This is a genomic window from Streptomyces angustmyceticus (assembly GCF_019933235.1).
GTDB lineage: Bacteria > Actinomycetota > Actinomycetes > Streptomycetales > Streptomycetaceae > Streptomyces > Streptomyces angustmyceticus.
The window spans coordinates 4,668,963-4,695,003 of record NZ_CP082945.1; the positions used below are offsets into that span (position 1 = coordinate 4,668,963).

Sequence of the window (26,041 nt, forward strand, 5' to 3'; positions counted from 1 at the left end):
GGACCGTTCCGCGCACGCGCCAAGCGTGCCGGGAGCCGCCGCCGGGAAGTGCCCGTTCCGGGCCCGGACGGAACCACCGTCCGTAGTGATCAGTGGCACAACGGCCGCTCGTTCTCCGGCGGCGGCGCTGTCGGTGGGCGCTCGTATCCTCGGAGGATGACTTCCAGCGCGCAGGGACCTGACCAGGCGTCCGACCGAGGGACCGACCGCGAAACGGCTTCCGGGACGGCCCCGCGGAGCCGCCCGACGGCCAACGCCATGCGCCGCGCCCTCAAGCGGGCCCGCGACGGCGTGGCGCTGGACGCCGGCGAGGCCGCGGTGCTGCTGCAGGCGCGCGGCGCCGACCTCACGGACCTGTGCGCCTCCGCGGCCCGGGTGCGGGACGCCGGCCTGGAGGCCGCGGGGCGCCCCGGAGTCATCACGTACTCGCGCGGCGTCTTCATCCCCCTGACGCGCCTGTGCCGGGACAAGTGCCACTACTGCACCTTCGTCACCGTCCCCGGCAAGCTGCGCCGCGACGGCCACGGGATGTTCCTGTCCCCCGACGAGGTGCTGGGCATCGCCCGCCGCGGCGCCGAACTGGGCTGCAAGGAAGCCCTCTTCACCCTGGGCGACAAGCCGGAGGACCGCTGGCCCGAGGCCCGCGAGTGGCTGGAGGCGCACGGCTACGACGACACGCTCTCCTACGTCCGCGCCATGGCCATCCGCGTCCTGGAGGAGACCGGACTGCTGCCGCACCTCAACCCCGGGGTGCTGTCGTGGACGGACTTCCAGCGGCTCAAGCCCGTCGCCCCGTCCCTGGGGATGATGCTGGAGACGACCGCCGAACGGCTGTGGAGCGAGCCCGGCGGCCCCCACTACGGATCGCCCGACAAGGAACCCGCCGTCCGCCTGCGCGTCCTGGAGGACGCCGGCCGCTCCAACGTCCCCTTCACCACGGGCCTGCTCATCGGCATCGGCGAGACCTACGAGGAGCGCGCCGAGTCCCTCTTCGCGCTGCGCCGCATCCAGCGTGCCTACCACGGCATCCAGGAACTGATCATGCAGAACTTCCGCGCCAAGCCGGACACGGCGATGCGCGGAATGCCGGACGCCGAGCTGGAGGAGCTGGCCGCGACCATCGCCGTGGCCCGGCACATCATGGGCCCCTCGACCCGCATCCAGGCGCCGCCCAACCTCGTCGACGGCGAGTACGCGCTGCTCATCGACGCCGGTATCGACGACTGGGGCGGTGTCTCCCCGCTCACCCTCGACCATGTGAACCCCGAGCGCCCCTGGCCGCAGATCGACGAGCTGACCGAGCGCTGCGCCGCCTCCGGGTTCGAGCTGCGGGAACGGCTGCCCATCTACCCGGAGTTCCTCCAGCGCGGCGAGCCGTGGCTCGACCCCCGTCTGCTGCCGCATGTCCGCGCGCTCGCCGACCCGGAGACGGGCCTGGCCGTGGAGGACGCCCCCGTGGTCGGGCGCCCCTGGCAGGAGCCCGACGAGGGCTTCACGGCGAGCTCCTCGGGCCGTACGGACCTGCACCGCACCATCGACACCGACGGCCGCACCGCCGACCGCCGCGACGACTTCGACGAGGTCTACGGCGACTGGGAGGCGCTGCGGGAGGCCGCCGCCCCCGGGATGGTGCCGGAGCGCATCGAGACCGACGTACGCCAGGCCCTGTCGCAGGCCGCCGACGACCCCACCAAGCTCACCGACGCGCAGGCGCTGGCGCTGCTGCACGCCGACGGGCCCGCCCTGGACGCCCTCTGCGGCATCGCCGACACGCTGCGCCGCGACACCGTCGGCGACGACGTCACCTACATCGTCACCAGGAACATCAACTTCACCAACGTCTGCTACACCGGCTGCCGCTTCTGCGCGTTCGCCCAGCGCCGCACCGACGCCGACGCCTACACCCTCTCCCTCTCCCAGGTCGCCGACCGCGCCCAACAGGCGTGGGAGGTCGGTGCGGTGGAGGTGTGCATGCAGGGCGGCATCCACCCCGACCTGCCCGGCACGGCGTACTTCGACATCGCGCGCGCCGTGAAGGAACGCGTCCCCGGTATGCATGTGCACGCCTTCTCGCCCATGGAGGTCGTCAACGGCGCGACGCGTACCGGGCTGTCCCTCCGTGACTGGCTCGGCGAGGCCAAGGCCGCCGGTCTGGACAGCATCCCCGGGACCGCCGCCGAGATCCTCGACGACGAGGTCCGCTGGGTCCTCACCAAGGGCAAGCTGCCCACCGCGACCTGGGTCGAGGTCATCAAGACCGCCCATGAGCTGGGCATCCGCTCGTCCTCGACGATGATGTACGGCCATGTCGACCAGCCGCGCCACTGGCTCGGGCATCTGCGGCTGCTGGCGCAGATCCAGCAGGAGACCGGTGGCTTCACGGAGTTCGTCACCCTCCCGTTCATCCACACCAACGCCCCCGTCTACCTCGCCGGTATCGCCCGCCCCGGCCCCACCGCGCGCGACAACCGTGCGGTGACGGCGATGGCCCGGGTGCTGCTCCACCCGCACATCACCAACATCCAGACCAGCTGGGTCAAGCTCGGCGCGGACGGCGCCGCCGAGATGCTCCGCTCCGGCGCCAACGACCTGGGCGGCACCCTGATGGAGGAGACCATCTCCCGGATGGCGGGATCGAGTTACGGCTCCTACCGCTCCATCCAGGACCTCGTCGCCATCGCCGACCTGGCCGGCCGCCCGGCCCGTCCCCGCACCACGACCTACGCCCCGGTCACCGAGGAACGCCGCACCTCCGCCCTGGCTTCGGACGGCCACCTTCCGGAACTGCTGCCCGTGGTCGAGTAGGCCGGCCGGCCGGGCGGGGCGGGCCGGACGGGCCGAATGGGCTTAATCGGCCGCTCGGGCCGGGCCCTCACTCGCCCTCGTACTCGGCCTCGTGCTGCAGGATGCACTGCTGCCACTGCGACAGCGCCTCTTCGCGGTCGCCTCCGCTGTCCTGGGCGGCGACGATCAACGCATCGGCAGCCATGGCGGCGAGCCGCACCGCGATATGGCAGACGTCGCTCTGGGGGAGCGGACGGAGGAGTTCCACCGCGCCGTCGCTGTCCCCGGAAAGCGCGGAGGCGACGACGGCCATGGTGGTGCGATCCCACTCGTACTCGGACATGGGGAGAGCATGCCCAGCGCGCGTCCCCGCCATCATCGAACGCATGCGCCCCGGGTGCGGAGGGTGACACCCCCACGCCGACGCCTCCCATGCCGACGAACGCCCGCGCCGATGCCCCTCGTACCGACGAACCCGTACCGATCGATACCGACCGACTCGTTTCGGCCATGGCCGTATCGGCCGAGCCCCGGCCCATCGGGGCGGTACCCGGTCAAAAGCCTCCTTGCGAGTGACTAGCCGCAATACCCGCCTGGCCCAAAATTGATCATTCCTGGTCGATTACAGTGCTGCGCCAGGGGCCCCGCAAGGCCCCGGGATGTTGTCAGTTTCTGGAGGGCGCAGTGAGCGCAGCGGGAGGCGGCGCCGCTATCTGGGGCCGCGCGGAACAGCAGGACTTCCGTAGCCGGGTACGCGGCTGTCTGCTCGGCGGCGCCATCGGCGATGCCCTCGGCGCCGGTATCGAATTCGACTCGCTCGACGCGATCCGCACGGCACACGGCCAGGAAGGCGTGTCCGATTTCGTACCCGCCTACGGGCGGCGCGGCGCGGTCACCGACGACACCCAGATGACCCTGTTCACCGTGGACGGCCTGATCCGGGCCCAGGTGCGCCGCGACACCGGCGCCTGGCATCCGCCCACCGACGTCCACCGTGCCTACCTGCGCTGGGCCGCCACCCAGCGCGACTGGGGCCCGGACGAGCGCAGGAAGGACGACGGCTGGCTCGCCCGCGAGGAATGGCTGTACTCCCGCCGGGCGCCCGGCCGGGCCTGCCTGAGCGGCCTCGGCGACGAGGTCATGGGCACGCTGGAGAAGCCCAAGAACCCGGACTCGAAGGGCTGCGGCGCGGTGATGCGCTCCGCGCCGTTCGGACTGCTGGTCGGCTGGGAGCCGCAGCTGGTCTTCCAGCTCGCCGCCGAGTGCGCGGCGCAGACCCACGGCCACCCCACCGGCTACCTGGCGGCCGGCGCCTTCGCGGTCATCAGCCACTCGCTGGCCCGCGGCGAGGACCTCGACGGCGCCGTGCAGAAGGCGCTGGCGCACCTGGCCACCCGCCCCGGCCACGAGGAGACCACCGACGCCCTCAAGCGCGCGCTCGGAGCCGTGCGGCAGGGCATGCCGACGCCCGCCCGGGTGGAGTCGCTCGGCGAGGGCTGGACGGCCGAGGAGGCGCTGGCGATCGGCGTGTACTGCGCCCTGGTCGCCGAGGACATCCGCCACGGCCTGCTGCTCGCCGTCAACCACGGCGGTGACAGCGACTCCACCGGCGCCATCTGCGGCAACCTGCTGGGCACCCTGCACGGCGAGACGGCGCTGCCGCCGGTGTGGCTGGTCGAGCTGGAGGGCCGGGAGACGATCCTCCAGCTGGCCGACGACTTCTCGATGGAGATGACGCAGGGCCCCGCCCTGCACGGCCCGGCCGGCTCGTCACCGGGCTGGCTCGCCCGGTACCCGCGGGCCTGAGGGGCGCGCCGACCCGCTCCGCCCCGCCGGCCCGGCCCGGGCCCTACCGCATCAGCTCTCCCGCGTTGACCAGCAGCGACTGGCCGGTGATGGCGCGTGCCCGGTCGGAGGCCAGGAAGACCGCGCTCTCGGCCACATCCGCGTCCGTCGCCAGCTCGGGCAGCGCCATCCGCTCCGTCAGCCGGCCCAGCACCTCGGATTCCGGGATGCCTTCGGTCTGCGCCTGGAACCGCACGTACGCCTCCACCGGCGGGCCCCACATCCACCCGGGCTGCACGGTGTTGACCCGTATCCGCTCGGGCCCCAGCTCGCGCGCCAGCGAGTACATCGCCGACACCAGCCCGCCCTTGGACGCCGCGTACGCCGCCTGCTGCACCTGCGTGGGAGCGGCCACCGACGACTGGGTGCCAATGATCACCACCGACCCGCCGCCGCGTGCCGCCAAGGACGGCAGGCAGGCCCGGGTCATCCGCAGCGTGCCGAAGAGGTTGACGTCCACGACGTCGCGCCAGGAGGCGAAGTCGGCGTCGCGCAGGCCCCCGAAGAGCGAGTCCAGCGCGGCGACATGGATCACCGCGTCGATGCCGCCGAACCGCTCCACGGCCAGCGCGGCCAGCGCCTCGCACTGCGCCTCGTCGCCGATGTCGGTCGCCCGCCACGCCGTCCGCCCGCCCGACGGGTCGATCCGCGCCGCCGACTCGGCGAGATTCGCCTCCGTACGGGCTCCCAGCACCACCGAGGCGCCGTCCCGCACGCAGGCCGCCGCGACCTGGTGGCCGAGCCCGGCGCCCACACCCGAGACGATGACGGTCTTGTTCTCCAGCAGCATGCGTGCCTCCCGGACGGGCCCCTCGGCTCACTCCTGACGAAGCGTCAGATTAGGCCCGCCGCCCGGGGAAGACCAGAGTCGGCCCGCGTCTCACCCGCCCCGCCCCACGCCCTCCAGCGCCTTCCGCAGCCGTCCCAGCCCCTCCCCGATCTCCTCCGGCGAGTGGGTCACGAACGACAGGCGGACGGCGGTCGCGTCCGGCGGGCCCGCGAAGAACGGCGCCCCGGGGACGTAGGCGACGTCGTGCCGCACCACCTCGGGCAGCAGTGCCGTCGCGTCGTACCCCTCGGGCAGCGTCGCCCACACGAACATGCCGCCCGCCGGACGGTTCCACCGCGACCCCTCGGGCAGTGCCGCGGGCAGCCCGTCGACCAGGGCGTCCCGCCGCGCACGGTAGGCGTCGCGCACCCGCCGCAGATGCGCGTCCAGGTCGGCGACCGACAGGTACCGTGCCGCGGCGGCCTGGTCGACGGTCGAGGTGTGCAAATCGGCGGCCTGCTTGGCGATCACACAGGCGCGCCGCAGCGCGGCCGGCGCCCGCAGCGAACCCAGCCGCAGACCGGGCGCCATCACCTTGGAGAACGAGCCGAGCAGCACCGTACGGTCCTCGGCCCCGGGGAAGGAGGCGATCCACGGCACCGGCTCGCCCTCGAACCGCAGCTCGCCGTACGGGTCGTCCTCGGCGATCCACAGCCCGCGCCGGGCGGCGACCCCGGCGACCGCGGCCCGGCGCTCGGCGGACAGGGTGCGGCCGGTCGGGTTCTGGAACGTCGGCACGAGGTAGAGCAGCTTGGGCCGCTCGCGCGCGGTGATCTCGTCGAGCGCGGCCGGGTCCAGGCCCTCGTCGTCGGTCGGCACCGGCACCACCCGGGCGCCGGTGAAGGAGAAGGTCTGCAGCGCCGCGAGGTAACAGGGGTCCTCGACCAGCACCACGTCACCGGGCTCCAGCAGAGCCGTGGCCAGCAGCGTCAGCCCCTGCTGCGAACCGGTGGTGATCAGCAGGTCATCGGCGTCGGTGGGCAGCCCGCGCGCGGTGGTGCGCGCCGCGACGGCCGCGCGCAGCGCCGGATCGCCCTCCGTGGTGGAGTACTGCAGCGCGCGCATCGGCTCCTCGGCCAGCACGTGCTGGAAGGCGGCCGCGATCCCGGCCGCGTCGAACAGCTCGGGCGCGGGCAGCCCGCCGGCGAACGAGATGACCTCGGGCCGCGCGGTGAGCGCCAGAATCTCGCGCACGGGCGAACTCCCGGTCCGCGCCACCCGCCCCGCAAGCCCCGGGACGGCACCGCCCACGCCCCTGCCCCCAGGCCCCTCTGTCCCGTCCGACATGGCAGCTCCCCTCGCTCGCGCCTGCGACAGCCCGACCCCCGCCACAGCCAACCGGCAGCTTAAGCGCGCACCGCACCGGTGTGCAGGGGGAATCGCATGGCGGGCTGCCACATCGGGGAAGCCTCGGAACGATGTCGTGGGGTCCGGCTACGGTGACGTCCGGACAGGGACTCTTCGAATGGGGGGGGGCGGAATGGATCCGTTGGTACTCGCGGCGGGCACTGCCGTGGTGAGCAGCATGGCCACCGACGCCTGGCGGCAGGCCCGCGAGGCGACGGTGGCGCTATGGCGTCGGGTGCATCCGGAACGGGTGCCTGCCATCGAGGCCGAACTCGCCGACGTCCGGGCGGAGGTGATCGCGGCCCGCGAGGAGGGCGATCCGCAGGCGGAGGAGGACCTCGCCGCCGACTGGCAGCGCCGACTCCGCCGGCTGCTCCGGGACGATCCGTCCCTCGCGGACGAACTGCGCCGCGTGCTGGACGAAGAGCTGAACCCACTGCTCGCCCCGGCCGAGCAGACCCGCATCGGGGTCCAGATGACCGCGACGGCCTCCGGGCACGCTCGCATCTATCAAGCGGGGCGCAACCAGACCATCCGGGAAGCCTGAGCGGGGTTCGCCCGGGGCGGTCCTGACGCCCTGAACGGCACGCCCATGGAGCGTGGCAGCCAACCGGCGGGGCCGGCGGAGGAGTGCAAGAGAATGTCGGAGCAGCAGCCTCGAGGGTATGCCGGGGGTCCCGGAGCCGTGGCCGAAGGCCACGGGAGGGTATTTCAAGCGGACGGAGACCAGCACATCACCGAGCATCACCACCACTACAGCGGTGATGCGACGGGGCCGAACGTCCCTCGGCGGTCCGAGGGCACCGGGCCGGACTCGATCCGGGTGCCCTTGGCGGCACCGAAGCCGGTCGTCGTACGTGACCGGGACGAGGCGAAGGCGAAACTCCTCTCCGCCGTGACGGCTCTGAGCGGCGCGCGCATCCATGTGCTCCATGGCATGGGGGGATGCGGCAAGACCACCCTGGCCCGGTACGTGTTCGACGAAACGGTCAACAGCCGTGCCGTCGAGGGCTTCTGGGTGAACACCGCCAGCCGTTCCGCACTGCGTGCGGGCATGCTGTCGGTCGCCGCCGAGCGAGGCGCCACCGCCGCGGAACTCGAAGCGGTCCACCGGGGGCACCGGCCGGCCGCGGATCTGGTCTGGGGCTATCTGGACCGGCCGGGCACACCGTGGGTCCTCGTGATGGACAACGCGGACGACCCCGCCTTCCTGGACGGCGGATGGATCAGGCCCAGCCGGTACGGCACCGTCCTGGTGACGACGCGGCAGGGCCAGTCGCCGGTGTGGACGGACGCCGAACTCCACCCCATCGGTCTGCTGCCGCCGCAGGACGCGGCCCGGGTGCTGAGCGACCTTGCGCCCTCCACCGGCAGCGACGAGGACGCACTGCAGCTGGCGCAGGCGGTGGGCCGTCTGCCGCTGGCCCTCACGCTCGTCGGCTCGCAGCTCTCCGACCAACTGCTGGAGGCGGTCACCATGGCCGACTTCCGGCGTCGGCTGGCCCATGAACCGAGCTTGCAGATCGACAACGGCAGCGTCCCCTGGGATTCCGATCTGCGGCGGACCCTCGGCAGTACCTGGCAGCTCTCCCTGGACGCGCTGGCCGAGCGGGGGCTGCCCGATGCCGGCACGCTGATGCGGCTGTTCAGCTGCTTCGCCCCCGACCCACTGCCCATCAGCCTCATCCGGCCCGGCGGCCTGGAAGCCGCCGGTCTGGGAAGGCTCGAACCGCCGCTTTCCAGCAGCCGGGTCGAGGCCTGTCTGCGCGGGCTCCTCGGCCAGGCCCTGGTCCTGGTCGAGGATGCCCCCGGCCGGCGTGGTGAACGGCCCACGCGTATCGTGCAGCTTCACTCGCTGGTGCTCGACACGGTCTTCGGGGGCATCCCGGCACGCATGCGGGGCCCCCTGCTGGCGGCGGCTTCCTCCCTCTTCCTCCGGGCCCTTCCGGAGGAAGTCCCCACACCAGCTGGAGATCGCATGCGAAACATGATGGTCCCGCACGCTGTCCAACTCCTTCGGAACGCGGAAGCGGAGGGCGGCGAGGACGTCGTTGCCGCCGCCTTGGCCTCGGCCCGAGGGCTCCGCGACGACTTGATGGAGCGCGGCGAGGGACTCACCGCCCTCACGCTGGCGCAACTCGTCGTCGATGTGGCACGGCGGAGTGTTCCGGCAGATGACCCGGTACTCCTCGAAGATCAGCATCAGCTCGCCAGAGCTCTCCTCTGGACCGACGAACACAGCGCCGCGATCTCCTTGCACAGTGAGGTGCTGACCCGGCGCGAGCGCACTTTGGGCACCGATGCCCCGGACACCCTGCGCAGCGCCCATGAACTGTTCTTCAACCACTACCACCTGGGGGACTGGCCGGCCGCCGAGCGCACGATCCGCCGGGCCGCGGAAGGGCGCGAGCGGGTCTTGGGCGAGGGGCACCCTGACACGCTGCACAGCCGGGGCCTGCTGGCAGAGGTGCTGTGCCGCATGGGGGACAAGGAGGAGAACGTCCGGATCTCCGAAGAGATCTGCGAGGTCAGCGAAAGGGTGCTGGGCGCGGAGCACCCCATCACCATCAGCAGCACCCTCACCAGGGCGTTTGTGCTCGACGAAGTGGGCAGGCCGGCGGACGCGGAGGGCCCGGCCCGCCGCGCGCTGGAGAGCTGCAGAAGGGTGCACGGCGAGCAGCACTGGCTCACGATGGCCAGCGCGAACCGGCTCGCCATGGTCCTGCGGGGCCTTGGCCAGTGGGAGGAAGCCCAGCAGCTGGCCGAGGAGGTTCTCGGTGTCCGGCAGTCGATGCTCGGGGACGAGCATCGGCTCACACTGCTCATCCGCATCGAGCTCATCCGTATCGCGCATGTTGCCGGGCGCACCGAAGAGGCGGTCCTGAGGGGGACGGAGACGCTGGAGGCCTGCCGACGCGTGTACGGAGAAGATCACCAAGAGACGATCGACTGCCGCACCGCGCTGCGGGCGGCGGAGGAGGCCGCGCGATAGCCGGTCGCACCCCTGGCCATTGATCTGACGGGGCATCAGAATTGTGATGCCCTGCCGGATCTGCCTGCCGTGGGAGTGCCGCAATGAGCGATGTGACGCATGTCGAGACGTATGCCCGACTGGCCGGTGCGGGGCCGTACGGCGTCAGTCCCGGCCATGCGCTGATCACGATGGTGGAGCCGCACCCCGGCCATGAGCGTGCCTACAACAGGTGGTACGAGGACGACCATTTCATCGCCGGGGCCATGGCCATGCCGTGGATGTATGCGGGCCGCCGATGGGTGGCGACGCGTGACCTCCAGCTTCTCAGGTACCCGGCGGAATCCGCGGTCGCGCGCCCGGTGACCAGCGGTTGCTACCTCTCGACGTACTGGGTGACGCAGGGCCGCTATCCCGAGCACATCAAGTGGAGTGTGGGGATCAATCAACGGCTCAACCGGGACGACCGTGTCTATCGCGAGCGGACCCACGTCTTCACGGCGTTCCACGAGCATGTCGCGACGGTGTACCGGGACGGCGGCAACGGTCCCCGCGATTTCCATGCCTTGGATTACCCGTACGACGGTCTGGTCGTGGAGGTGATCGACGCCGCCGATGCCGGCCGGCGTTCCGAACTGCTCGAGTGGCTGTGCGCGGAGCACCTCGAGGAGCGAATTCGGGGTTCCGCGGCGGCCATGGTGATGGCCTTTCGCCCCCATCCGCTGCCCGAAGACCGGATGTCCTACGTCAAGCAGGTGGAGGGTGTGGAGAACCGCTTGACGCTCCTCTGGTTCCTGGAGCAGGATCCGCGAGCGTGCTGGCGCGAGCAATTCACCGGCGTCGATTCCCTCGTCGCGGAGCGGGGTCTCGGCTCTGTCGAATTGGTCGCGCCGTTCATTCCCACCTTGCCGGGGACCGACCGCTATGTCGACGAACTCCGCTGAACGAGGCTCCTTGCGGGGGAGACGCGAAGGGGCGACAGGGGGTCAGGGGCGGCGCGGCGGGCGAGGCAGAGCCCCCTCGGCCAGGACGGCGGACCAGTCGAGAGGGCTCGTGTCGTAAGGCAGGGTGACGGCGGCGTCAGGCGCTGCCCAGGCGGCCGCGGTCGATATCCGAGAGCAAAGCCGTCCAGGCCTGCTCCGAAAAGGAGAGAACCGGTCCACGAGGTGCCTTGCTGTCGCGGACGGCTACCGCAGAATCCTCCAGGGGGGCCACCTCGACGCAGTTTCCGTCCTTGCCCGAGTAAGTCGACTTCCGCCACATCAGAGCCGTGTTGAGATTCCTCGTCATGTGCACTCCCGTGCGTTCGGGTGGGCGAGAAGTGGTGACTTCTCGGAGTGCTGACGACGCTACGCTCCAACATCGCTAACAGGGGGAGCCGATCACTCGACCGGATGACATATGCCCGAGGGCTCTTCCGTCGAGGTGTGGTGGTGGTGTACTTTCCGCCCCCGCGAAATCAGGTGGCGTACTCCTTGGCCACATCCGAGATGAACTTCCGGGTCTCGTCCGCATTCAGCGCCTGGGCTCGCAGATGCTCGTACATGATCCCGTACTTGTGGACGTCCCCGTGCTTCTCCAGGTAGAGGTCGCTGGTGACGCCTTCCAAATAGACCGTGGTCGAGTCCGAAGGGTCGTCGAACTCCAGGATGGAGAACGTCCCGGTCATTCCGGGGTGCGATCCCACCGCGTACGGCACCACCTGCAGGGTGACGTGGGGAAGCTGACTCAACTCGACCAGATGCTCGAGCTGTTCGCGCATCGTCTGGCGGTTCCCGACGATCCGGCGGGTGGCCGACTCGTCGATCACGGCCCAGAAGCGGAGCGGGGACTCGGACGCGCGAAGCCGCTGCTGCCGCTTGAGGCGCACGCCGACCCGGCTCTCGACGTCCTCCGGAGTGGCCTCGGGCCACATCCCGCGGATCACGGCTTCCGCGTACTCGGGCGTCTGCAGAAGGCCCGGAACCAGAAGCGATTCGTAATTCCGCACGGAAAGCGCGTCGGCCTCCAGCCCGATGTAGACGCTGTAGCTCGGCGAGAGGCTGCCGAATGCGTGCCACCAGCCCTGCTGACGGGACTCCTTGGCCATTTGCATGAGGGATTCGACCATGTGCTGATCGGCAACCTCGTAGACCCCGCACAGATCGCGGACGTCGCGCTGGCTGATGCTGCGGCGGCCGTTCTCGAGTCTGCTGATCTTCGACTGCGAGACGAGCAGCCGGTCCGCCACCTCTTCTGCCGTCATGCCTTTGGCCTCTCGAAGCCTGCGCAGCTCCTGGCCCAATCGGCGTCGCCTGACGGTGGGGTTGACGTTGGACGCCACGCTAAGTGCACCTCCGGCTCCGTACTGCTGTTTTCTGGTCAGCAGACTGCCACCAACGGTCCGCGCCGCGCTGGCAAATGGCTGGACAAGGTGGTCACGGTGGAATTTTGGGGCCGGAATCGCGAAAATGCGCCCGCGCATGCGCGCGGGGTGGCGGGGCCGGCCGTCGTCCAGAACGGCCGGCCCCGCCACCCCGCGCTTCTTGCTGCGGCTCCCGAACGGGATCGTGGGGACGGTGGTCGGTGGTGCGGCGGTGGCGCGGCAGGACCCCGCCGGTGTCCTACGGCGTCAGCGGGCGCCTACCCGGGCCATCCGGCCGTGGCCGTGCCGCGACTGGCCCGGCGCACCGGCCGGCTCCGCCGTGGCCCGCGCCGCCGGTTGCCGTACGGCTCCCGCGCCGGCTGCCTGCGGACGCCGCGGCTGGGCCGCGACGCCGTTCTGCACATCCATGACGGCGTGTGCGACCAGCCCGCCCATCGGGTCGTGGCGGATCAGATCCCGGAGACGGGAGCGCGATGAACGCCCTTCGTTCCCTGGATACAGGTGCTTGCCGAGGCCGACCGCATGGGCCAGCGCGGCGAGTGCCGCGGTCCGCGGGTCCGGGGGTACGCCGGTGCGGATCGCGTTGTCCAGCCGGGCCCTGATTTCCCGGCTGATGGCCGTCTCCGTCGCCTGGTAGCGCGTCGTCGGCAGCACCCCGCACATCTGGCCCGCCACGGCATGCACCATGCCGCACCGTTCCAGGTGCGTGAGGTAGGTCTGGCGCAGCCCCAGCCGGGGCCCGCCGATCCAGTGGACCGCGCGTACCGGACTGCCGCGTCGGCGCAGCAGTTCCAGCGCGGAGTCCAGAGTTGGATCTCCTGTCGGCCGTGCCATCACCACGGCGATACGATCCCCGTCTGGGGCTATCCGTCCTGCCAGAGCCAGCTCTACTAGCTGGGCCCCGGCCAGGCCGAGGTCGAGCGACTGCGGCTGCGCTGTGGTACCCGTCGTCGGGTCCAGAGCGAGCAGCAGAAGCTCCTCCGGAATTGTTCTGCGGCTCCTGCCCATCCATGCCTCCCCGCGTGGATGAATGACAGGGTGACCCCTCTCACATTCATCTGTCGAGGGTGCGTGGGGGGTTCGGTAGGGAACCGGTAGGTATGTCGTTCTCGTCTTGCACGTCGGCGACATCTTTCTGTGGGGTGCCACGCCTACCGGTACGCGTGGCGGCGAGATGGTGCTACGTGGACACAGGACACTTGGATCACAGGGCCAGGCAGCGGGCGACGTATGAAGGAGACATCGGTGGCGGGCGAGTCCCCCGACAAGTCGGACAAGAAGCAGTCGTCGGGGGAGACGGCGCGGAGCAAACGCGATCCGCGCCTGTCCGCCTTCCGCGGGGAGCCGGCCGAGCCGGCGAAGGAATCGGGGTCCGGGACGGACTCGAAGCCTGAGAAGAAGCCGGAGGCTGCGGCGGCGCCGAAGCCTGCGGCGAAGTCGGGATCCGCGGCGAAGCCGGGGTCCGGGACGAAGTCGAGGTCTGGAGTGAAGTCGGGGTCTGCCGCCGAGTCGAAGTCCTCGGCCGAGCCGGAGTCTGTCGTCGAGCCGGAGTCTGCGGGCTCCTCCGCGGCGTCCGCGGGGGCCGATGCCTCCAAGGCGCCGGAAGCGCCCCAGGAGGCCGCTGAGGGCGCCGGCGAGGGCAAGGGCGGCGAGGGCGGTGGCGACGACCGTCTGCGGGCCGCTGTGGCCGCTTGGGTCTCGGGGAAGAGCGACGAGAGCGACGAGGGCGCCGAGGGCGCGGAGGCCGAAGGCGCCCAGGACGCCGAGGGCGGTGACGGCCGCGACGCCGATAAGGCTTCCGCGGGTTCCGGCGATCTTGGTGAAGGTGCGGACGGGGGCGTGGACGTGGACGGGGGCACGGGCACGGACGAGGGTGCGGATGGTGCCGTCGCGAAGCCGTCCGTAGAGCCGGAAGCGGCGGCGGAGCCGAAGGCCGAGGACGCGGCGCGGTCCGACGTGAAGGGCTCGGGTGACGCGGGCTCGGGCGGCAAGGCCGGTGCGAAGGCCGACGCGGAGGTCGGTGGAAAGGCCGACGGGAAGGCCGACGGGAAGGCTGCGGCGAAGGGGGCGGGCGTGGCCGAGTCCGCGCCCAGGACCGAGTCCGGAGCCGAGCCCAAGGCTGAGGCCGAGTCCAAGACCGCGACCAAGGTTGTCGATCAGCCGACCGCCGTTTTCAAGACCGTGGGGCCGCAGAAGGGCAAGCCCGACGAGAAGGGCGGCGCTGCGGCTGACGGCAAGGGCAAGGGCAAGAGCGACGGCAATGGTGACGGCGGCGATGAGGGGGACGCCGACGTCGATGAGTCGGCGGTGGATGAGGCGACCCGTGTCTTTGCCGTCGCGAAGCTGAAGGGGAAGGGCGCGGCGGCCGGTGCCGTCGACCAGGCGACCACCGCGTTCAAGATCAACGCGCCCGCCAAGAGCAAGGACGCGGCCAAGGGCAAGGACGCGACCGAGAGCAAGGGCGCGACCGAGGACAAGGCTGCGGGCGAGAGCGGGAGCAAGGCGGAGGCCAAGCCCGGAAGTGCGGCCGCCGGCAAGGGCAAGTCCGGCGCCAAGGGCGGCGCCGACGCCAAGACCGGGCCCAAAGCCGACGCCAAGGCTGATGCCGAGACCGACGCGAAGTCGGATGCCAAGGCCGGCTCCAAGGCCGGCGAGAAGGCTGACGCGAAGGCCGGCGACAAGGACGACGCCAAGCCCGGGTCCAAGGCCGACTCCAAGGCGCCCGGTACCTCCGAGCGGGACTCCGAGCGGACCAGTCAGTTCGTGGCGCTGAAGTCGGCGGACGACGGCACGGCGGGCAAGTCGCTGGGCAAGACGGCGCCCCGGACTCCTGCCCGTACGTCCGACAAGGCCGGCGACAAGGCCGCTGAGAAGCCCACGGAGAAGTCCGGGAGCCAGGCGGCGGCCAAGACGGCCGACAAGGCCGCGGACAAGCCGGCAGGAAAGCCGGAGGACAAGGCCGCCGGCGCGCTCCCGGCCACCAAGCCGGCCAAGCCTGCCGAGGGCGCCGAAGCGACCGCACCGTCCAAGGCCGCCGACCGGCCGGGCGCCATGCCGTCCGCTGCCACGGGGGCCACGGCCGCCGGTGCTCCCGGCGCGCTGCCCGAATCCGAGCGGACCAAGCAGGAGCCCCTGCCGCCGCTCGACCTCCTGGCGCAGCTCACCAACACCCCGCCGCCGCCCGAGACCCCGCTGCGCACGGTCGTCCGCCGGTTCAAGATCTGGACCCCGCTGGCGGTGCTGCTGGTGATCATCTTCGTGGTCGCCCAGGCGGTGCGGCCGCTGCCCGACCCGACGCTCACCGTCGGCGACGCCAAGTCCTCGTTCACCTTCGAGGGCGGCAAGCTCGCCGTCCCGTGGCCCGAACACGGGCAGGCGGCGGTCAAGGTGGTCGGCTCCGGGGACCTGGGGACGTTCGGCCCGCAGAAGCCGGTGCCGACCGCGAGCGTGGCCAAGATCATGACGGCCTATGTCATCCTTCGGGATCACCCGCTCAAGAAGGACGACAAGGGCCCGGACATCGAGGTCGACGCCAAGGCGGTGACCGAGGGCGGCTCCAGGCACGAGTCGCGGATCGAGGGGCTCAAGGCGGGGCAGAAGTTCAGCCAGCAGGACATGCTGAAGATGCTGATGATCCCGTCCGGCAACAACATCGCCCGGCTGCTGGCCCGTTGGGACACCAAGTCCGCCAACGAGGGGGCGTTCGTCAAGAAGATGAACGCCGCAGCCAAGGAACTGGGCATGAAGAACACCACGTACACCGACCCCAGCGGCCTGGACCCCAAGACCGTCAGCACCGCCGTCGACCAGCTCAAGCTGGCCGAGGCCGTCATGAAGTTCGACGCCTTCCGGCCGATCGTCGCCATGCCCAACGCCGAGATCCGGGGCCTTCCGGGGCGGATCAACAACAACAACGACGATCTGCTGCTGGCGGGGCTGAGCATCAAGGGCATCAAGACCGGCTCCAGCACGGCGGCCGGCGGCACGCTGTCCTGGGCGGCCTACAAGACGGTGGACGGCAAGGACCGCCTGATCCTCGGCACCATGATGGACCAGCACTTCAAGGGTCTGGACCCGGACGCCTCCAACAGCCTCACCATGGTCAAGAACAACAGCAAGCAGGTCGTCCAGGTCGTACGCGACGCGCTGACCTCGGCCCCGGCGGTGAAGAAGGGCCAGGTCGTCGGCTATGTCGACGACGGCCTGAACGGACGCACGCCGGTCGTCGCCACCAAGGACCTGAAGGCGGTCGGCGTCCCGGGCCAGAAGCTGAAGTTGAGCGTCGGTAGCGGGGGCAAGACCATCCCGCACACCGCCAAGGCCGGTACCGAGGTCGGTGTGCTGACGGTCGGCAACGGCGAGAGCACGCAGAAGGTGCCGGTGGCCCTGCAGAAGGACCTGGTCGAGCCGACCTTCGGCGCGAAGCTGATCCGCATCACCTGAGTGAAGCCGCTCCGAGCGGAGTCGCTCCGAGCGGAGCGGAAGAGAACGGACCGAGGGGCTCCGGGCGGCCGGCCCGGGGCCCCTCGGCCTACCGGGGCCGGCCCTCGGCCCCGGGGTCTCCGCCGAATCCGTCCCCTCCCCCCCCCCGCGTGTCCGTCCCCGTGTAACCGTCCCGCATGTGTGTGATCGTTCGTCCGTTCGTTCATCCGTCCGTCCCGCGCGTGACCGGAGTCCGTCATCGACGTAGCGCAAGCGCAGAAGACGTATGTGCCCGACGCGGCCGGCCGTGGCGCCCGGGTGGCGCGGGGCCTGGTGGTGTTGTTGCCCGCGGGGCTGATGCTGCTCTTGGGGGCGTGGGGGATCCGTCGGCAGGACGCCATATGGCGGGACGAGGCGGTCACCCTCGACATGGCGCACCGCGGCCCGGCCGATCTGTGGGCCACGCTGCTGCACGTCGATGTCGTGCACGGCCTCTACTACGCGCTGATGCACCTCTGGTTCGCCGGATACGACGCCACGCTCCGCGGCGCGTTCGGCGACGCGGTCGGTCTGCGGCTGCCGTCCGTGGCGGCGATGACGGTCGCCGCCGTGGGCGTCGCGCTGCTGGGGGAGCGCCTCGTCGGCCGGCGGGCGGGGCTGTGCGCGGGCTGCACCTTCGCGCTGATCCCGGTCGTGCAGCAGTACGCGCAGGAGGGGCGCTCGTACGCGACGGTCTGCGCGCTGGTCGTCTGGGCTTCCTACCTGCTGGTGCTGGCCGCCGCCGGTCCGCGCAGGGGGCTGTGGCTCGGCTACACGGTGCTGATGCTGGTCGCGTGCCTGCTGCACGAGTTCGCGTCGCTGGCGCTGCCCGCGCACGGCGCCGCGGTGATCCTCGCCCGGCTGCCCCGCCGGGTACTGCGGGCCTGGCTGCTCTGCGCGGTCACCACGCTCGCCGGGCTGGCCCCGCTCGCGGTGTTCAGCACCCGGCAGTCCGCGCAGATCAGCTGGCTGATGTGGCCGGACCCCGTGCAACTGCTGACCTTCGCCGTGCTCGCGGTCCTCGGCGTCGCCTGCGCCCGCGTCCGGGTCCGCTCCCGCGGCCCGATCGGGCTGCGCGCGCTCGGCGTCCCCCTGCTGCTCCTGCCCACCCTTCTCCTGCTGCTCCTCTCCCACGTCGAGCCGGCCTACGTGGACCGCTACGTCCTCTACTACGTCGTCGGGTTCGCGCTGCTCGCGGGCGCCGCACTGGCGCGGCTGCTGCGGCCGGCCGGCGAGTCGGGCCAGACCCGCGGCAGGCGGCTGCGGTGGGCGGTGACGGCCGGGCTGGTGCCGGTGGTGCTGCTGCCCGTCAACGTCCATCTGCGCAGCCCGGACAGCCGTGTGGACGATGTCACCGCGATCGCCCACGCCCTACGGGAGGTGGCCGAGCCCGGCGACGGCCTGCTGTTCATGCCGTCCCGCAGGCGGATCTGGCGGGCGACCCTGCCGCACGAGTTCCGCGGGCTGCACGACCTCGCCCTGGCCAAGAGCCCGTCGGCCTCCCACACCCTCTACGGCACCGAGCGGTCCGGCGACGCGATCCGCGACCGGATGCTGGCCGCCCGCCGGATCATCGTCGCCGGCGACCCCGACGGCCAGCCGGTCGACGACAACGACCAGGAGATCGCCAAACGGTCCACGCTGCACTCCGCGTTCACCATCTGCCGCACGGTGCAGGTCCGCGGCGCCCGGATCACGGTGTACGGGCGGCCGGGGGCGTGCGGAGGGGGCGGGTAGGGGCCGGGGGCGAGGTCCCGCCGCATGCGGCTCTACGTCCCATACGGCCTCCGAGCCGCCCAACACTCCGTGAAGTGCGGCATGTTGGGGGTGGCCTTCATCATGGCCCCACCGCACCCGTCCTCCCCCTCACATCAGATCCGCCGCCGCCCCGTCGATCCCCAGCAGGTCGTGCAGTGCCGTCGCGCCCTCCGGGGTGAGGCGGACGGCTCTGGTGGTGCCGATGCGGCGGATCCAGTGGCGTGCCAGGAGTTGGTCGCAGAGGCGGGCGCCGGCCGTGCCCGCGAGGTGGGTCCGGCGCTCGGTCCAGTCCAGGCAGGCGCGGGCCTGTGGCCGCCGTCCCGGGGAGAGTGTGGCCGGTTCGATGCCCAGACGGTCGGTGAGCCAGTTCCGTCCGGCGTCGGTGAGGGCGAACCCGCCGTCCTGGTCGAGCAGTCCCCGTCCGGTCATGGCGTCGGTGATCGTGACACCGAGCCGGCCGGCCAGGTGGTCGTAACAGGTGCGGCCCCGGGCGAGTGCGGCGGAGGCGCTCACGGCGCGCAGCCCGCGGGGGCGCTCGGCCGGCGGGTCGAGGTGCGCGGTCAGGGACTCCAGCAACTCGGCGACGCGCGGCCCGGCGAGCTGGACGTAGCGGTGGCGGCCCTGGTGGCGTTCCACCAGCAGCCCGCCGTCGGTGAGCCGGGTCAGGTGCTCGCTCGCCGTCGACGGCGCGACCTGCGCGTATGCGGCCAGCTCGCCGGCGGTCCAGGCCCGGCCGTCGAGCAGGGCCAGGCAGAAGGCGGCGCGGGTGCGGTCCGCGAGCAGTGCGGCCAGCCGTGCGAGCTCGGAGCTGTACGCCGGAGTGGTCATGACTCCATTGTCCGCCGCGAGTCTTCGGCGCCTACCGAAGCGACCGCGGCCTACGGTGCCCGTATGAGCACCTCCCCGGAGTACGCCACCTTCCACTTCCATGCGCTGCACCACGCCGACCAGCCGCTGCTGCTGCCCAACGCCTGGGACGTGATCTCGGCCGTCGCCCTCGCCGGGGCCGGATACGCGGCGGTCGGGACCACGAGCCTGGGCGTCGCCGCGGCCCATGGCTATCCGGACGGGCGGGGGTTCGCCGAGGCCCGGGACGCGACGGTGGCGCTGGCGCTGCGGCTCAACGGCCGGCTGTCCTGCCCGTACACGATCGACGTGGAGGGCGGGTTCGGTGGCGACGCCGGCCAAGTGGGCGACCTGGCAGCCGAGTTGGCGGAGGCGGGGGCCGCCGGGCTGAACCTGGAGGACGGGCTGCCCGGCGGCGAGGGGCTGCAGGACCCGGTGCGCCAGGCCGCGGCGATCACCGCGGTGAAGGAGCGGGCGCCGGGTCTGTTCCTCAACGCCCGGATCGACACCCACTGGCTGGCGGACAGCCCGCCGCCGCTGTCGGTGACGCTCGAACGCGCCGAGACCTATCTGACGGCGGGCGCGGACGGCATCTTCGTGCCGGGCGTGATCGCCGACGAGGACGTGTCGGTGCTGGTCGCCGAGATCCCCGCGCCGGTGAACATCCTGTTCGCCCCCGGGCGGCACACCGTCAGCCGCCTCGCGGACCTCGGCGTACGCCGCATCAGCACGGGCTCGCTGCTCTTCCGTACGGCGTTGCAGGCCACCCTCACGGCGGCGGACGCGATCCGTACGGGCCGGCGGCCTGCCGACGCGGCGGGGGCGGGCGGCGAGGTGCTGGGCTACGAGGACGTGCAGCGGTTGGTGGGGGAGGAGTAGCGGCTGCGCGGGCCGGGTGGGGCGCGTCGGCACGGGGCGAGACGCGTGGGCCGGGCCGCGCGGGCCGGGTGGGTGTGTGGGGCGTTCCGCGCGGGCTGGGCTGTGTGGGGCCGGGCTGGGCGGGCGCGGATTCCGGGGCGGGGCGCCCGGGGTCAGACCTGGCGCCCCCGGCTGCCGTGGCGGCGGCGGTGCACGGCGATCACCGCACCCGCCACACCCAGCGCACCCGCACCGCCTATCACCCCGACCTTGGGCAGGTGACCGGCCTTCTCGGCCAGGCCGGCCAGGCCGTTGTCGGGCAGCATGATCGACGTCCGGCTCTCCGTGGGCGCGGTGGAATCGGCGGCGAAGGCGGCGCCCGCGGGAAGCAGCAGGACGGCCAGCGCACCGGTCGCGACGGTGGCGGTGCGGATCACGGAGCGGTGCTGGGCCCGCATGGGGTACTCCTCGTCGTGGGCGGCTCGGGCCGCCGTAGGGGTGCGGTTACTAAGGAGCACGCTACGGAGCGTCCTTAACGGTAATCCGTACGTTGTGTAACAGTCGCTGTGATCTCTGGGAGTGGTCATGTGAAGGAACGCCGGCTCCACGGGGTCAAAAGGCCGCAAACGCCGCCGGAATGGCCGACTCAAAGATTCCGTTCGCTACTGACTTGGATAGCTTTGGTTCGTATTACGTCCGCATATGGGACGCATGAGCGGCGTATATGAGGCGCTTTCTGTGCAGAGTGGTCACGAGGGGTGATCGGCTTGAGGGAGCGGTCCGGCCGGCGGGACCAGGGTGCGCCGGCGCGAGGGTGAGAAGGCGCGAGGGCGCAGAGGTACGAGGGCGGTGGCGACGACATGCGACGGCTGCGACCCCGCACGACGCTGCCCCTCCGCAGAGGCGCCTCCCCGCACCCCGCCCGCTCCCCGCTCTCCGCCCGCTCGCTGCTCTCCCCCCTCCCTTTCCTCGCCACCCTCGGCGTCCTGGTCTCCCTCGCCCTTCTCGCCGCCGGATGCGCGGACGTGGAGGGGCTGGAGAGCGAGGGGCGCGCCCGGGACGTGGACGCGCCGCTGGTGCTGTGGCCGGACTACTCGCCCGCGCCGCCCCGGCGGGACGAGAATCCGGCGGCCCTCGTGCCCGTACCGCATGTCCCGCGCGTCCCCAGCGGCAGCATGGCCGACGCGAAGCCACTCACCGTCCTCGACGCGGACATCGCCGGGCAGGGCCAGACGCCGCCGGCGGCGAAGGCGGTGCGCCGCCCCGAGCTGCACGACGTCACGGGCGACGGCAAACCGGACCTGCTGATGGCGGTCAACCTCGATCCCCGCGACAGCGAGCTGCGGGTGTACACCGTCCGGGGCTCGGTGGTGACCCGGGTGCTCGCCCTGCGCGGTGTGCTGGCCGGTGTCGAGCTGGCGGCCGGGCATCTCGCCATCCGCGAGCCCACCAAGGACCCGCGCTATGTCAGCGTCATCGACTATCTCTGGGACGGCGACTCGATGAGCCTGTGGAACCTCACGCTCGACGACGCCCGCACGTCCCAGACCCCGCAGCCCGGCGGCGGCAGCCCGTGAAACGCCCCGCGGTCTCCCTCCGCTGGAAGATCGCGCTGACCGTGATGGCGGTGAGCTGCGCGGTCGCCGCCGTCCTCGGCGCCCTCGTCCACGACGCGGTGGCCCGTCAGACCGTCGGCCAGGTCCGCAAGGAGACCCGCGCGAACCTCGACACCGCCCTGGACCTCTTCGAGTACGGCACCTCGCGCGAAGGGCTCAACTCCCTCCTCGACCCGCGTGAACTGCCCGCCGCCCTCGGTCGGCTGGCGCGCTCCGGTCAACGCGGCACCATGGTGGGGACGTACCGGGGGCGCCCCGTCATGTGGGCGGCGGCGCCGGCCGACGGTCATGTCATGGCCGTCTGGTCGCCCTTCGGCAACACCCGCCGCTCCCTGGACAACCTCGACACCGCCATCCTCGGCTCGGCCGTGCTCGCCGCCGCGGTCGTCGCCCTCGCCGGACTGTTCCTGGCGCACCGCATCAGCCGTCGGCTGGCCACCACGGCGGCGGTCGCACGCCGGATCACCGCCGGCGATCTGGACGCCCGGGTCGGCGACGGCGCGGATCAAGGACTGGGCGGCGGCTCGACGGGGCAGGACGAGGTGGCGGCGGTGGCCGCGGCGCTGGACTCGGTGGCGGGCTCCCTGCAGAGCCGTCTGGAGGCGGAGCAGCGGTTCACCGCCGATGTCGCGCACGAGCTCCGTACGCCGCTCACCGGCATCCTCGCCTCGGCCGAGCTGCTCCCGGAGGGCCGGCCCAAGGAGATGATCAACGACCGCCTCCGGGCGCTGCGCCGCCTCATCGAGGACCTGCTGGAGATCTCCCGGCTGGACTCCGGCACCGAGCGCGCCGACCTCGCCGCCTACGACCTCGGCACGCTCGTCGAAGGCTCCGTCCGCGCCACCGGCTTCGACACCGTGGTGCGGATCGCCGCCGACGCGGTGGTCGAGACCGACCGCCGCCGCCTCGACCGGATCGTCGCCAACCTCGTCATCAACGCCCACCGGCACGGCCGGCCCCCGGTCCTCGTCACCGTGGACGCCCCGCCCGACGGCCCGCCGGCCATCGAGGTACGCGACCACGGCCCTGGTTACCCCCTCGACCTGCTGCATCACGGCCCGCAGCGCTTCCGCACCGACGCCCCGGGCCGGGGCAAGGGCCATGGCCTGGGCCTGACCATCGCCGTCGGCCAGTCCGCCGTCCTGGGCATCGACCTCCGCTTCACCAACGCCCCCGACGGCGGCGCCCGCGCGGTCCTCCGGCTTCCCCCGGACGCCTCCCGTACGGCTTCCTGACCGGGCCGCCGACGGCATGGGGCGGCCCGGCGCGGGGGCGGCGGGCACGGCGCGGGACGGCGCGGCGCGGTGCGGGGCGACCGGGACGGCCCGGCCCCGCCCCCCCGCCCGCTACCGGCCGGGCCTGACGCCTCACCGGTCGATGTCATCCGGTTCACCAGTCGATGTCGTCCGGCGGCTCCGGGAACGCCTCCTCGTCGATGGGCTCCGGCGGCACCGGGCCGCCCCCTGTCGCACCGTTCGGCCCGGCCGTCCCCGCGGCCCCGGCCATCCCCGACGCCCCGGCCGCGGCGTCGGCTGCCCCCGCTCCCGCCGTCGCCGCCGGCGCGCCATCGCCCTGTCCCTCTTCCCCGGACGTCTCCCGCCCCGCCAGCACGTCCAGGATCTGCGTGCCGTACTTCGCGAGCTTGTTCTCGCCGACCCCGCTGATCGTGCCGAGCTCGGCCGTGGACGCCGGCCGGAGGGTGGCGATCTCCCGCAGGGTGGCGTCGTGGAAGATCACATACGCGGGTACGCCCTGCTCCTTGGCCGTGCGCCCCCGCCAGCCGCGCAGGGCCTCGAAGACCGGCAGTGCCTCCTCCGGCAGGTCCGCCGGCGCCGCACGCTTGCCCTTCGTCCTCGCCTTGGCCGCCCGCGCCGCCTTCTCCGGCTCCCGCCGCATCGGCACCTCGCGCCGGCCGCCCAGCACCTCGCCGCTCGCGTCCGTGAGCACCAGCGTGCCGTAGTCACCCTCGACGGCGAGCAGCCCCTGGGCCAGCAACTGCCGTACGACGCCGCGCCATTCGGCCTCCCGGAGGTCGCTCCCGACCCCGAAGACGCTCAGCCCGTCATGATCGAACTGGATGACCTTGGCGGTCTTCTTCCCCGTCAGGATGTCGATGATCTGGCCCGCGCCGAACTTCTGCCCGCGCTCCCGCTTGAGCCGTACGACCGTGGACAGCAGCTTCTGCGCGGCGACCGTGCCGTCCCAGGTCTCCGGCGGGGCCAGGCAGGTGTCGCAGTTGCCGCACGCGCTGCTCTCCTGGCCGAAGTAGGCCAGCAGCCGGACCCGCCGGCACTGCACCGTCTCGCACAGCGCCAGCATCGCGTCGAGATGGGCCGCCAGCCGCCGCCGGTGCGCCTCGTCGCCCTCCGACCCGTCGATCATCTTCCGCTGCTGGACCACGTCCTGCAGCCCGTACGCCAGCCAGGCCGTCGACGGCTGGCCGTCGCGCCCCGCACGCCCGGTCTCCTGGTAGTAGCCCTCCACGGACTTCGGCAGGTCGAGATGCGCCACGAACCGGACGTCCGGCTTGTCGATGCCCATCCCGAACGCGATCGTGGCGACCACGACCAGCCCGTCCTCGCGCAGGAAGCGCGACTGGTGCTCGGCGCGCATCCGCGCGTCGAGTCCCGCGTGGTACGGCACCGCCGGGATGCCGTTCTCCACCAGGAACTGCGCGGTCTTCTCGACCGAGGCCCGCGACAGGCAGTAGACGATCCCCGCGTCCCCCGCGTGCTCGGTGCGCAGCAGCTCCAGCAGCTGCTTCTTCGGCTCGCTCTTCGCCGCGATCCGGTACTGGATGTTCGGCCGGTCGAAGCTCGCCACGAAGTGCCGGGCGTCCGCCATCCGCAGCCGCGTGGTGATCTCCTGGTGGGTGGCCTCGGTCGCCGTGGCGGTCAGCGCGATCCGCGGCACCTCGGGCCAGCGCTCGTGCAGCATCGACAGCGCCAGGTAGTCCGGCCGGAAGTCATGGCCCCACTGCGCGACACAGTGCGCCTCGTCGATCGCGAAGAGCGAGATCTTGCCCCGGTCCAGCAGGTTCAGCGTCTGCTCGACCCGCAGCCGCTCGGGCGCCAGATACAGCAGATCCAGCTCCCCGGACAGGAACTCGGCCTCGACGAGCCGCCGCTCCTCCAGATCCTGCGTCGAATTGAGGAACCCGGCCCGCACCCCGAGCGCCCGCAGGGCGTCGACCTGGTCCTGCATCAAGGCGATCAGCGGTGAGATCACCACCCCCACACCGCCTCTGACCAGCGAGGGAATCTGGTAGCACAGGGACTTTCCGCCACCGGTCGGCATCAGGACGACGGCGTCCCCGCCCCCGATGACGTGCTCGATGATCTCCTGCTGGCTGCCGCGGAACGATTCGTACCCGAACACCCGGCGCAGCACCTGCACCGCCTCGCTGGTGTCCGAAGCGCCTTCCACATCCATGTCCACGACCACTTCCACGTCCGCCTGAGCCATTCCAGAAGCCTACGAGTTCGGAGGGGGTCCTCGTCGACCCTGTGGATATCTCACGCCGCGGCCCGGACGGCCCCCGGCCCGGACGGCCCCCGGCCCGTGCGGACCCGCCCGGCCAGGCCGATCGGGCACGTCGAAGAGGGAGCTGCCGCCACGGCTCCGGGCCGGGCAGGCTGAACCGCACCGCACCACCCGCTCGCTTCCGTGTCCCGCTGAGGAGAATCCGCCATGGCTCTGACCGTCGAACCGTCCCTGAAGACCGCTGCCCCCAGTTCCGGCACGGCCGCCGCCGACCTCTCGGTCCGCTCCCGGCTGACCGGTCTGAACGCCTTCCTGCTGAGCGGCCTGACCCTGTGGCTGGGCCTGGTCACCCTCAACAACCTGACCGACTTCGGCACCAACCGTGCGCTGATCGCCCGGATGCTGACCATGACCGACCTGGTCCACGACCCGGTGCGGGGCAACGGCCTGGAGTGGAAGGCGATGCCGGAGTCGTTCGCCACCCCGGCGCTGATCGGCGTGATCGTCTACGAGGTGGCCGCGGTGGCGCTGCTGGCCTGGGCCGCGGTGGGCATGGTGCGCCGGGCCCGCGGCGCGCGGACGGGCATCGCGACGACCCGGCGGGCCAACCTCGCCCTCGGCGTCTTCGTCGGGCTGTTCCTGATCTTCCTGTCCGGCGGCATGTGGTTCGGCTACTGGATCTACATCGGCGCGGCCCAGCAGGTGCACTTCACCGGCCTCATCATCGGCCTGCTCGCGGCGCTGCTGGTGAACCTGCCCTCGGTGACCGGTGCGCAGCGGGAGCAGTGACCCGCGAGGCCCCCGATGCCGGGCCGCACATGCTCCGCCGGTGGGTCATCCGATACCCCCACATCCCCCTAAAGGGGTATCGGATGACC

20 protein-coding genes are annotated in these 26,041 nt (G+C 72.0%); 11 read left to right on the forward strand and 9 right to left on the reverse strand.

The annotated features are described in order from the left end of the window. Nucleotides 1-156 precede the first annotated feature (156 nt). On the forward strand, nt 157-2,805 hold the full coding sequence (locus K7396_RS21030; protein ID WP_086720494.1) for a bifunctional FO biosynthesis protein CofGH: 2,649 nt from the start codon (nt 157-159) through the stop codon (nt 2,803-2,805). A 67-nt stretch (nt 2,806-2,872) separates the two neighbouring features. Here K7396_RS21030 and K7396_RS21035 read toward each other — a convergent pair whose 3' ends face one another. Beyond that, nucleotides 2,873-3,127 carry a hypothetical protein gene (locus K7396_RS21035; protein WP_086720495.1) on the reverse strand — a complete coding sequence of 85 codons (255 nt, stop codon included), beginning with the start codon at nt 3,125-3,127 and terminating at the stop codon, nt 2,873-2,875. A 341-nt stretch (nt 3,128-3,468) separates the two neighbouring features. Here K7396_RS21035 and K7396_RS21040 point away from each other — a divergent pair, with 341 nt between their 5' ends. Beyond that, nucleotides 3,469-4,590 (forward strand): ADP-ribosylglycohydrolase family protein, encoded by a 1,122-nt coding sequence (locus K7396_RS21040; RefSeq protein WP_174887019.1) that lies wholly within the window; start codon nt 3,469-3,471, stop codon nt 4,588-4,590. Between the two features lie 43 nt (nt 4,591-4,633). Here K7396_RS21040 and K7396_RS21045 read toward each other — a convergent pair whose 3' ends face one another. Both K7396_RS21045 and K7396_RS21050 read right to left on the reverse strand, forming a co-directional pair. Continuing rightward, nucleotides 4,634-5,419 carry an SDR family oxidoreductase gene (locus K7396_RS21045; RefSeq protein WP_086720496.1) on the reverse strand — a complete coding sequence of 262 codons (786 nt, stop codon included), beginning with the start codon at nt 5,417-5,419 and terminating at the stop codon, nt 4,634-4,636. A 90-nt stretch (nt 5,420-5,509) separates the two neighbouring features. Beyond that, entirely contained in the window at nt 5,510-6,745 is a 1,236-nt protein-coding gene (locus K7396_RS21050) for an aminotransferase-like domain-containing protein (RefSeq protein ID WP_152105130.1), read from the reverse strand. A gap of 193 nt (nt 6,746-6,938) precedes the next feature. Here K7396_RS21050 and K7396_RS21055 point away from each other — a divergent pair, with 193 nt between their 5' ends. From K7396_RS21055 to K7396_RS21065, 3 genes are all read left to right on the forward strand, one after another. Then, nucleotides 6,939-7,352, forward strand: a complete 414-nt coding sequence (locus K7396_RS21055; protein ID WP_086718141.1) for a hypothetical protein — start codon at nt 6,939-6,941, stop codon at nt 7,350-7,352. 282 nt (nt 7,353-7,634) lie between these two features. Then, nucleotides 7,635-9,797, forward strand: a complete 2,163-nt coding sequence (locus tag K7396_RS21060) for a tetratricopeptide repeat protein (RefSeq protein WP_158101122.1) — start codon at nt 7,635-7,637, stop codon at nt 9,795-9,797. An 83-nt stretch (nt 9,798-9,880) separates the two neighbouring features. Beyond that, entirely contained in the window at nt 9,881-10,720 is an 840-nt protein-coding gene (locus K7396_RS21065) for a hypothetical protein (RefSeq protein WP_086718139.1), read from the forward strand. Nucleotides 10,721-10,856: 136 nt separating this feature from the next. Here K7396_RS21065 and K7396_RS21070 read toward each other — a convergent pair whose 3' ends face one another. The 3 genes from K7396_RS21070 to K7396_RS21080 all read right to left on the reverse strand — a co-directional run bounded on the left by K7396_RS21070 (nt 10,857) and on the right by K7396_RS21080 (nt 13,149). Then, entirely contained in the window at nt 10,857-11,066 is a 210-nt protein-coding gene (locus tag K7396_RS21070; RefSeq protein ID WP_086718138.1) for a DUF397 domain-containing protein, read from the reverse strand. A gap of 169 nt (nt 11,067-11,235) precedes the next feature. After that, nucleotides 11,236-12,099 carry a helix-turn-helix domain-containing protein gene (locus tag K7396_RS21075; RefSeq protein WP_223660135.1) on the reverse strand — a complete coding sequence of 288 codons (864 nt, stop codon included), beginning with the start codon at nt 12,097-12,099 and terminating at the stop codon, nt 11,236-11,238. 288 nt (nt 12,100-12,387) lie between these two features. Beyond that, nucleotides 12,388-13,149: a GOLPH3/VPS74 family protein gene (locus K7396_RS21080; RefSeq protein ID WP_086718136.1), complete on the reverse strand. Its 762-nt coding sequence runs from the start codon at nt 13,147-13,149 to the stop codon at nt 12,388-12,390. Between the two features lie 237 nt (nt 13,150-13,386). Between K7396_RS21080 and K7396_RS21085 the strand changes: the two genes are divergently transcribed. Together K7396_RS21085 and K7396_RS21090 are read left to right on the forward strand one after the other, a co-directional pair. Beyond that, a complete protein-coding gene (locus tag K7396_RS21085; protein WP_086718135.1) occupies nt 13,387-16,584 on the forward strand; it encodes a serine hydrolase in 3,198 nt (1,065 codons plus the stop codon). A gap of 336 nt (nt 16,585-16,920) precedes the next feature. Beyond that, the gene (locus tag K7396_RS21090) at nt 16,921-18,339 is read left to right on the forward strand and encodes a glycosyltransferase family 39 protein (RefSeq protein WP_170314313.1); all 1,419 of its coding nucleotides are present in this window, start codon (nt 16,921-16,923) and stop codon (nt 18,337-18,339) included. Between the two features lie 129 nt (nt 18,340-18,468). Here the strand turns inward: K7396_RS21090 and K7396_RS21095 are convergent, their stop codons facing one another. Next, complete coding sequence (locus tag K7396_RS21095; protein ID WP_152105128.1) at nt 18,469-19,188, reverse strand: ArsR/SmtB family transcription factor; 720 nt, start codon at nt 19,186-19,188, stop codon at nt 18,469-18,471. 63 nt (nt 19,189-19,251) lie between these two features. Between K7396_RS21095 and K7396_RS21100 the strand changes: the two genes are divergently transcribed. Further along, a complete protein-coding gene (locus K7396_RS21100) occupies nt 19,252-20,085 on the forward strand; it encodes an isocitrate lyase/PEP mutase family protein (protein ID WP_086720317.1) in 834 nt (277 codons plus the stop codon). Nucleotides 20,086-20,237: 152 nt separating this feature from the next. Here K7396_RS21100 and K7396_RS21105 read toward each other — a convergent pair whose 3' ends face one another. Then, the gene (locus tag K7396_RS21105; RefSeq protein ID WP_086721647.1) at nt 20,238-20,522 is read right to left on the reverse strand and encodes a hypothetical protein; all 285 of its coding nucleotides are present in this window, start codon (nt 20,520-20,522) and stop codon (nt 20,238-20,240) included. Between the two features lie 402 nt (nt 20,523-20,924). On the opposite strand from K7396_RS21105, the gene K7396_RS21110 reads away from it, so the two are divergent. Then, nucleotides 20,925-21,641 (forward strand): hypothetical protein, encoded by a 717-nt coding sequence (locus tag K7396_RS21110; protein WP_152105127.1) that lies wholly within the window; start codon nt 20,925-20,927, stop codon nt 21,639-21,641. Continuing rightward, nucleotides 21,638-22,915, forward strand: coding sequence for a sensor histidine kinase (locus tag K7396_RS21115; protein WP_223660137.1), 1,278 nt, complete (start codon nt 21,638-21,640; stop codon nt 22,913-22,915). The genes K7396_RS21110 and K7396_RS21115 overlap by 4 nt, the downstream gene beginning before the upstream one ends. 154 nt (nt 22,916-23,069) lie before the next feature. On the opposite strand, the gene recQ is transcribed toward K7396_RS21115, so the two are convergent. Then, nucleotides 23,070-25,145 carry a DNA helicase RecQ gene (recQ, locus tag K7396_RS21120; RefSeq protein WP_174887018.1) on the reverse strand — a complete coding sequence of 692 codons (2,076 nt, stop codon included), beginning with the start codon at nt 25,143-25,145 and terminating at the stop codon, nt 23,070-23,072. A 225-nt stretch (nt 25,146-25,370) separates the two neighbouring features. On the opposite strand from recQ, the gene K7396_RS21125 reads away from it, so the two are divergent. Then, complete coding sequence (locus K7396_RS21125; RefSeq protein WP_152105126.1) at nt 25,371-25,952, forward strand: DUF2165 family protein; 582 nt, start codon at nt 25,371-25,373, stop codon at nt 25,950-25,952. Nucleotides 25,953-26,041: the final 89 nt, after the last annotated feature.

Bases quoted from the DNA above. Each gene is read 5' to 3' on its own strand.
- K7396_RS21095 (WP_152105128.1), bottom strand. From the start codon at position 19,188: ATGACCACTCCGGCGTACAGCTCCGAGCTCGCACGGCTGGCCGCACTG.
- K7396_RS21035 (WP_086720495.1), bottom strand. From the start codon at position 3,127: ATGTCCGAGTACGAGTGGGATCGCACCACCATGGCCGTCGTCGCCTCC.
- K7396_RS21080 (WP_086718136.1), bottom strand. From the start codon at position 13,149: ATGGGCAGGAGCCGCAGAACAATTCCGGAGGAGCTTCTGCTGCTCGCT.
- K7396_RS21100 (WP_086720317.1), top strand. From the start codon at position 19,252: ATGAGCACCTCCCCGGAGTACGCCACCTTCCACTTCCATGCGCTGCAC.
- K7396_RS21050 (WP_152105130.1), bottom strand. From the start codon at position 6,745: ATGTCGGACGGGACAGAGGGGCCTGGGGGCAGGGGCGTGGGCGGTGCC.
- K7396_RS21070 (WP_086718138.1), bottom strand. From the start codon at position 11,066: ATGACGAGGAATCTCAACACGGCTCTGATGTGGCGGAAGTCGACTTAC.
- K7396_RS21125 (WP_152105126.1), top strand. From the start codon at position 25,371: ATGGCTCTGACCGTCGAACCGTCCCTGAAGACCGCTGCCCCCAGTTCC.
- K7396_RS21065 (WP_086718139.1), top strand. From the start codon at position 9,881: ATGAGCGATGTGACGCATGTCGAGACGTATGCCCGACTGGCCGGTGCG.
- recQ (WP_174887018.1), bottom strand. From the start codon at position 25,145: ATGGCTCAGGCGGACGTGGAAGTGGTCGTGGACATGGATGTGGAAGGC.
- K7396_RS21030 (WP_086720494.1), top strand. From the start codon at position 157: ATGACTTCCAGCGCGCAGGGACCTGACCAGGCGTCCGACCGAGGGACC.
- K7396_RS21105 (WP_086721647.1), bottom strand. From the start codon at position 20,522: ATGCGGGCCCAGCACCGCTCCGTGATCCGCACCGCCACCGTCGCGACC.
- K7396_RS21045 (WP_086720496.1), bottom strand. From the start codon at position 5,419: ATGCTGCTGGAGAACAAGACCGTCATCGTCTCGGGTGTGGGCGCCGGG.
- K7396_RS21055 (WP_086718141.1), top strand. From the start codon at position 6,939: ATGGATCCGTTGGTACTCGCGGCGGGCACTGCCGTGGTGAGCAGCATG.
- K7396_RS21110 (WP_152105127.1), top strand. From the start codon at position 20,925: ATGCGACGGCTGCGACCCCGCACGACGCTGCCCCTCCGCAGAGGCGCC.
- K7396_RS21090 (WP_170314313.1), top strand. From the start codon at position 16,921: ATGCTGCTCTTGGGGGCGTGGGGGATCCGTCGGCAGGACGCCATATGG.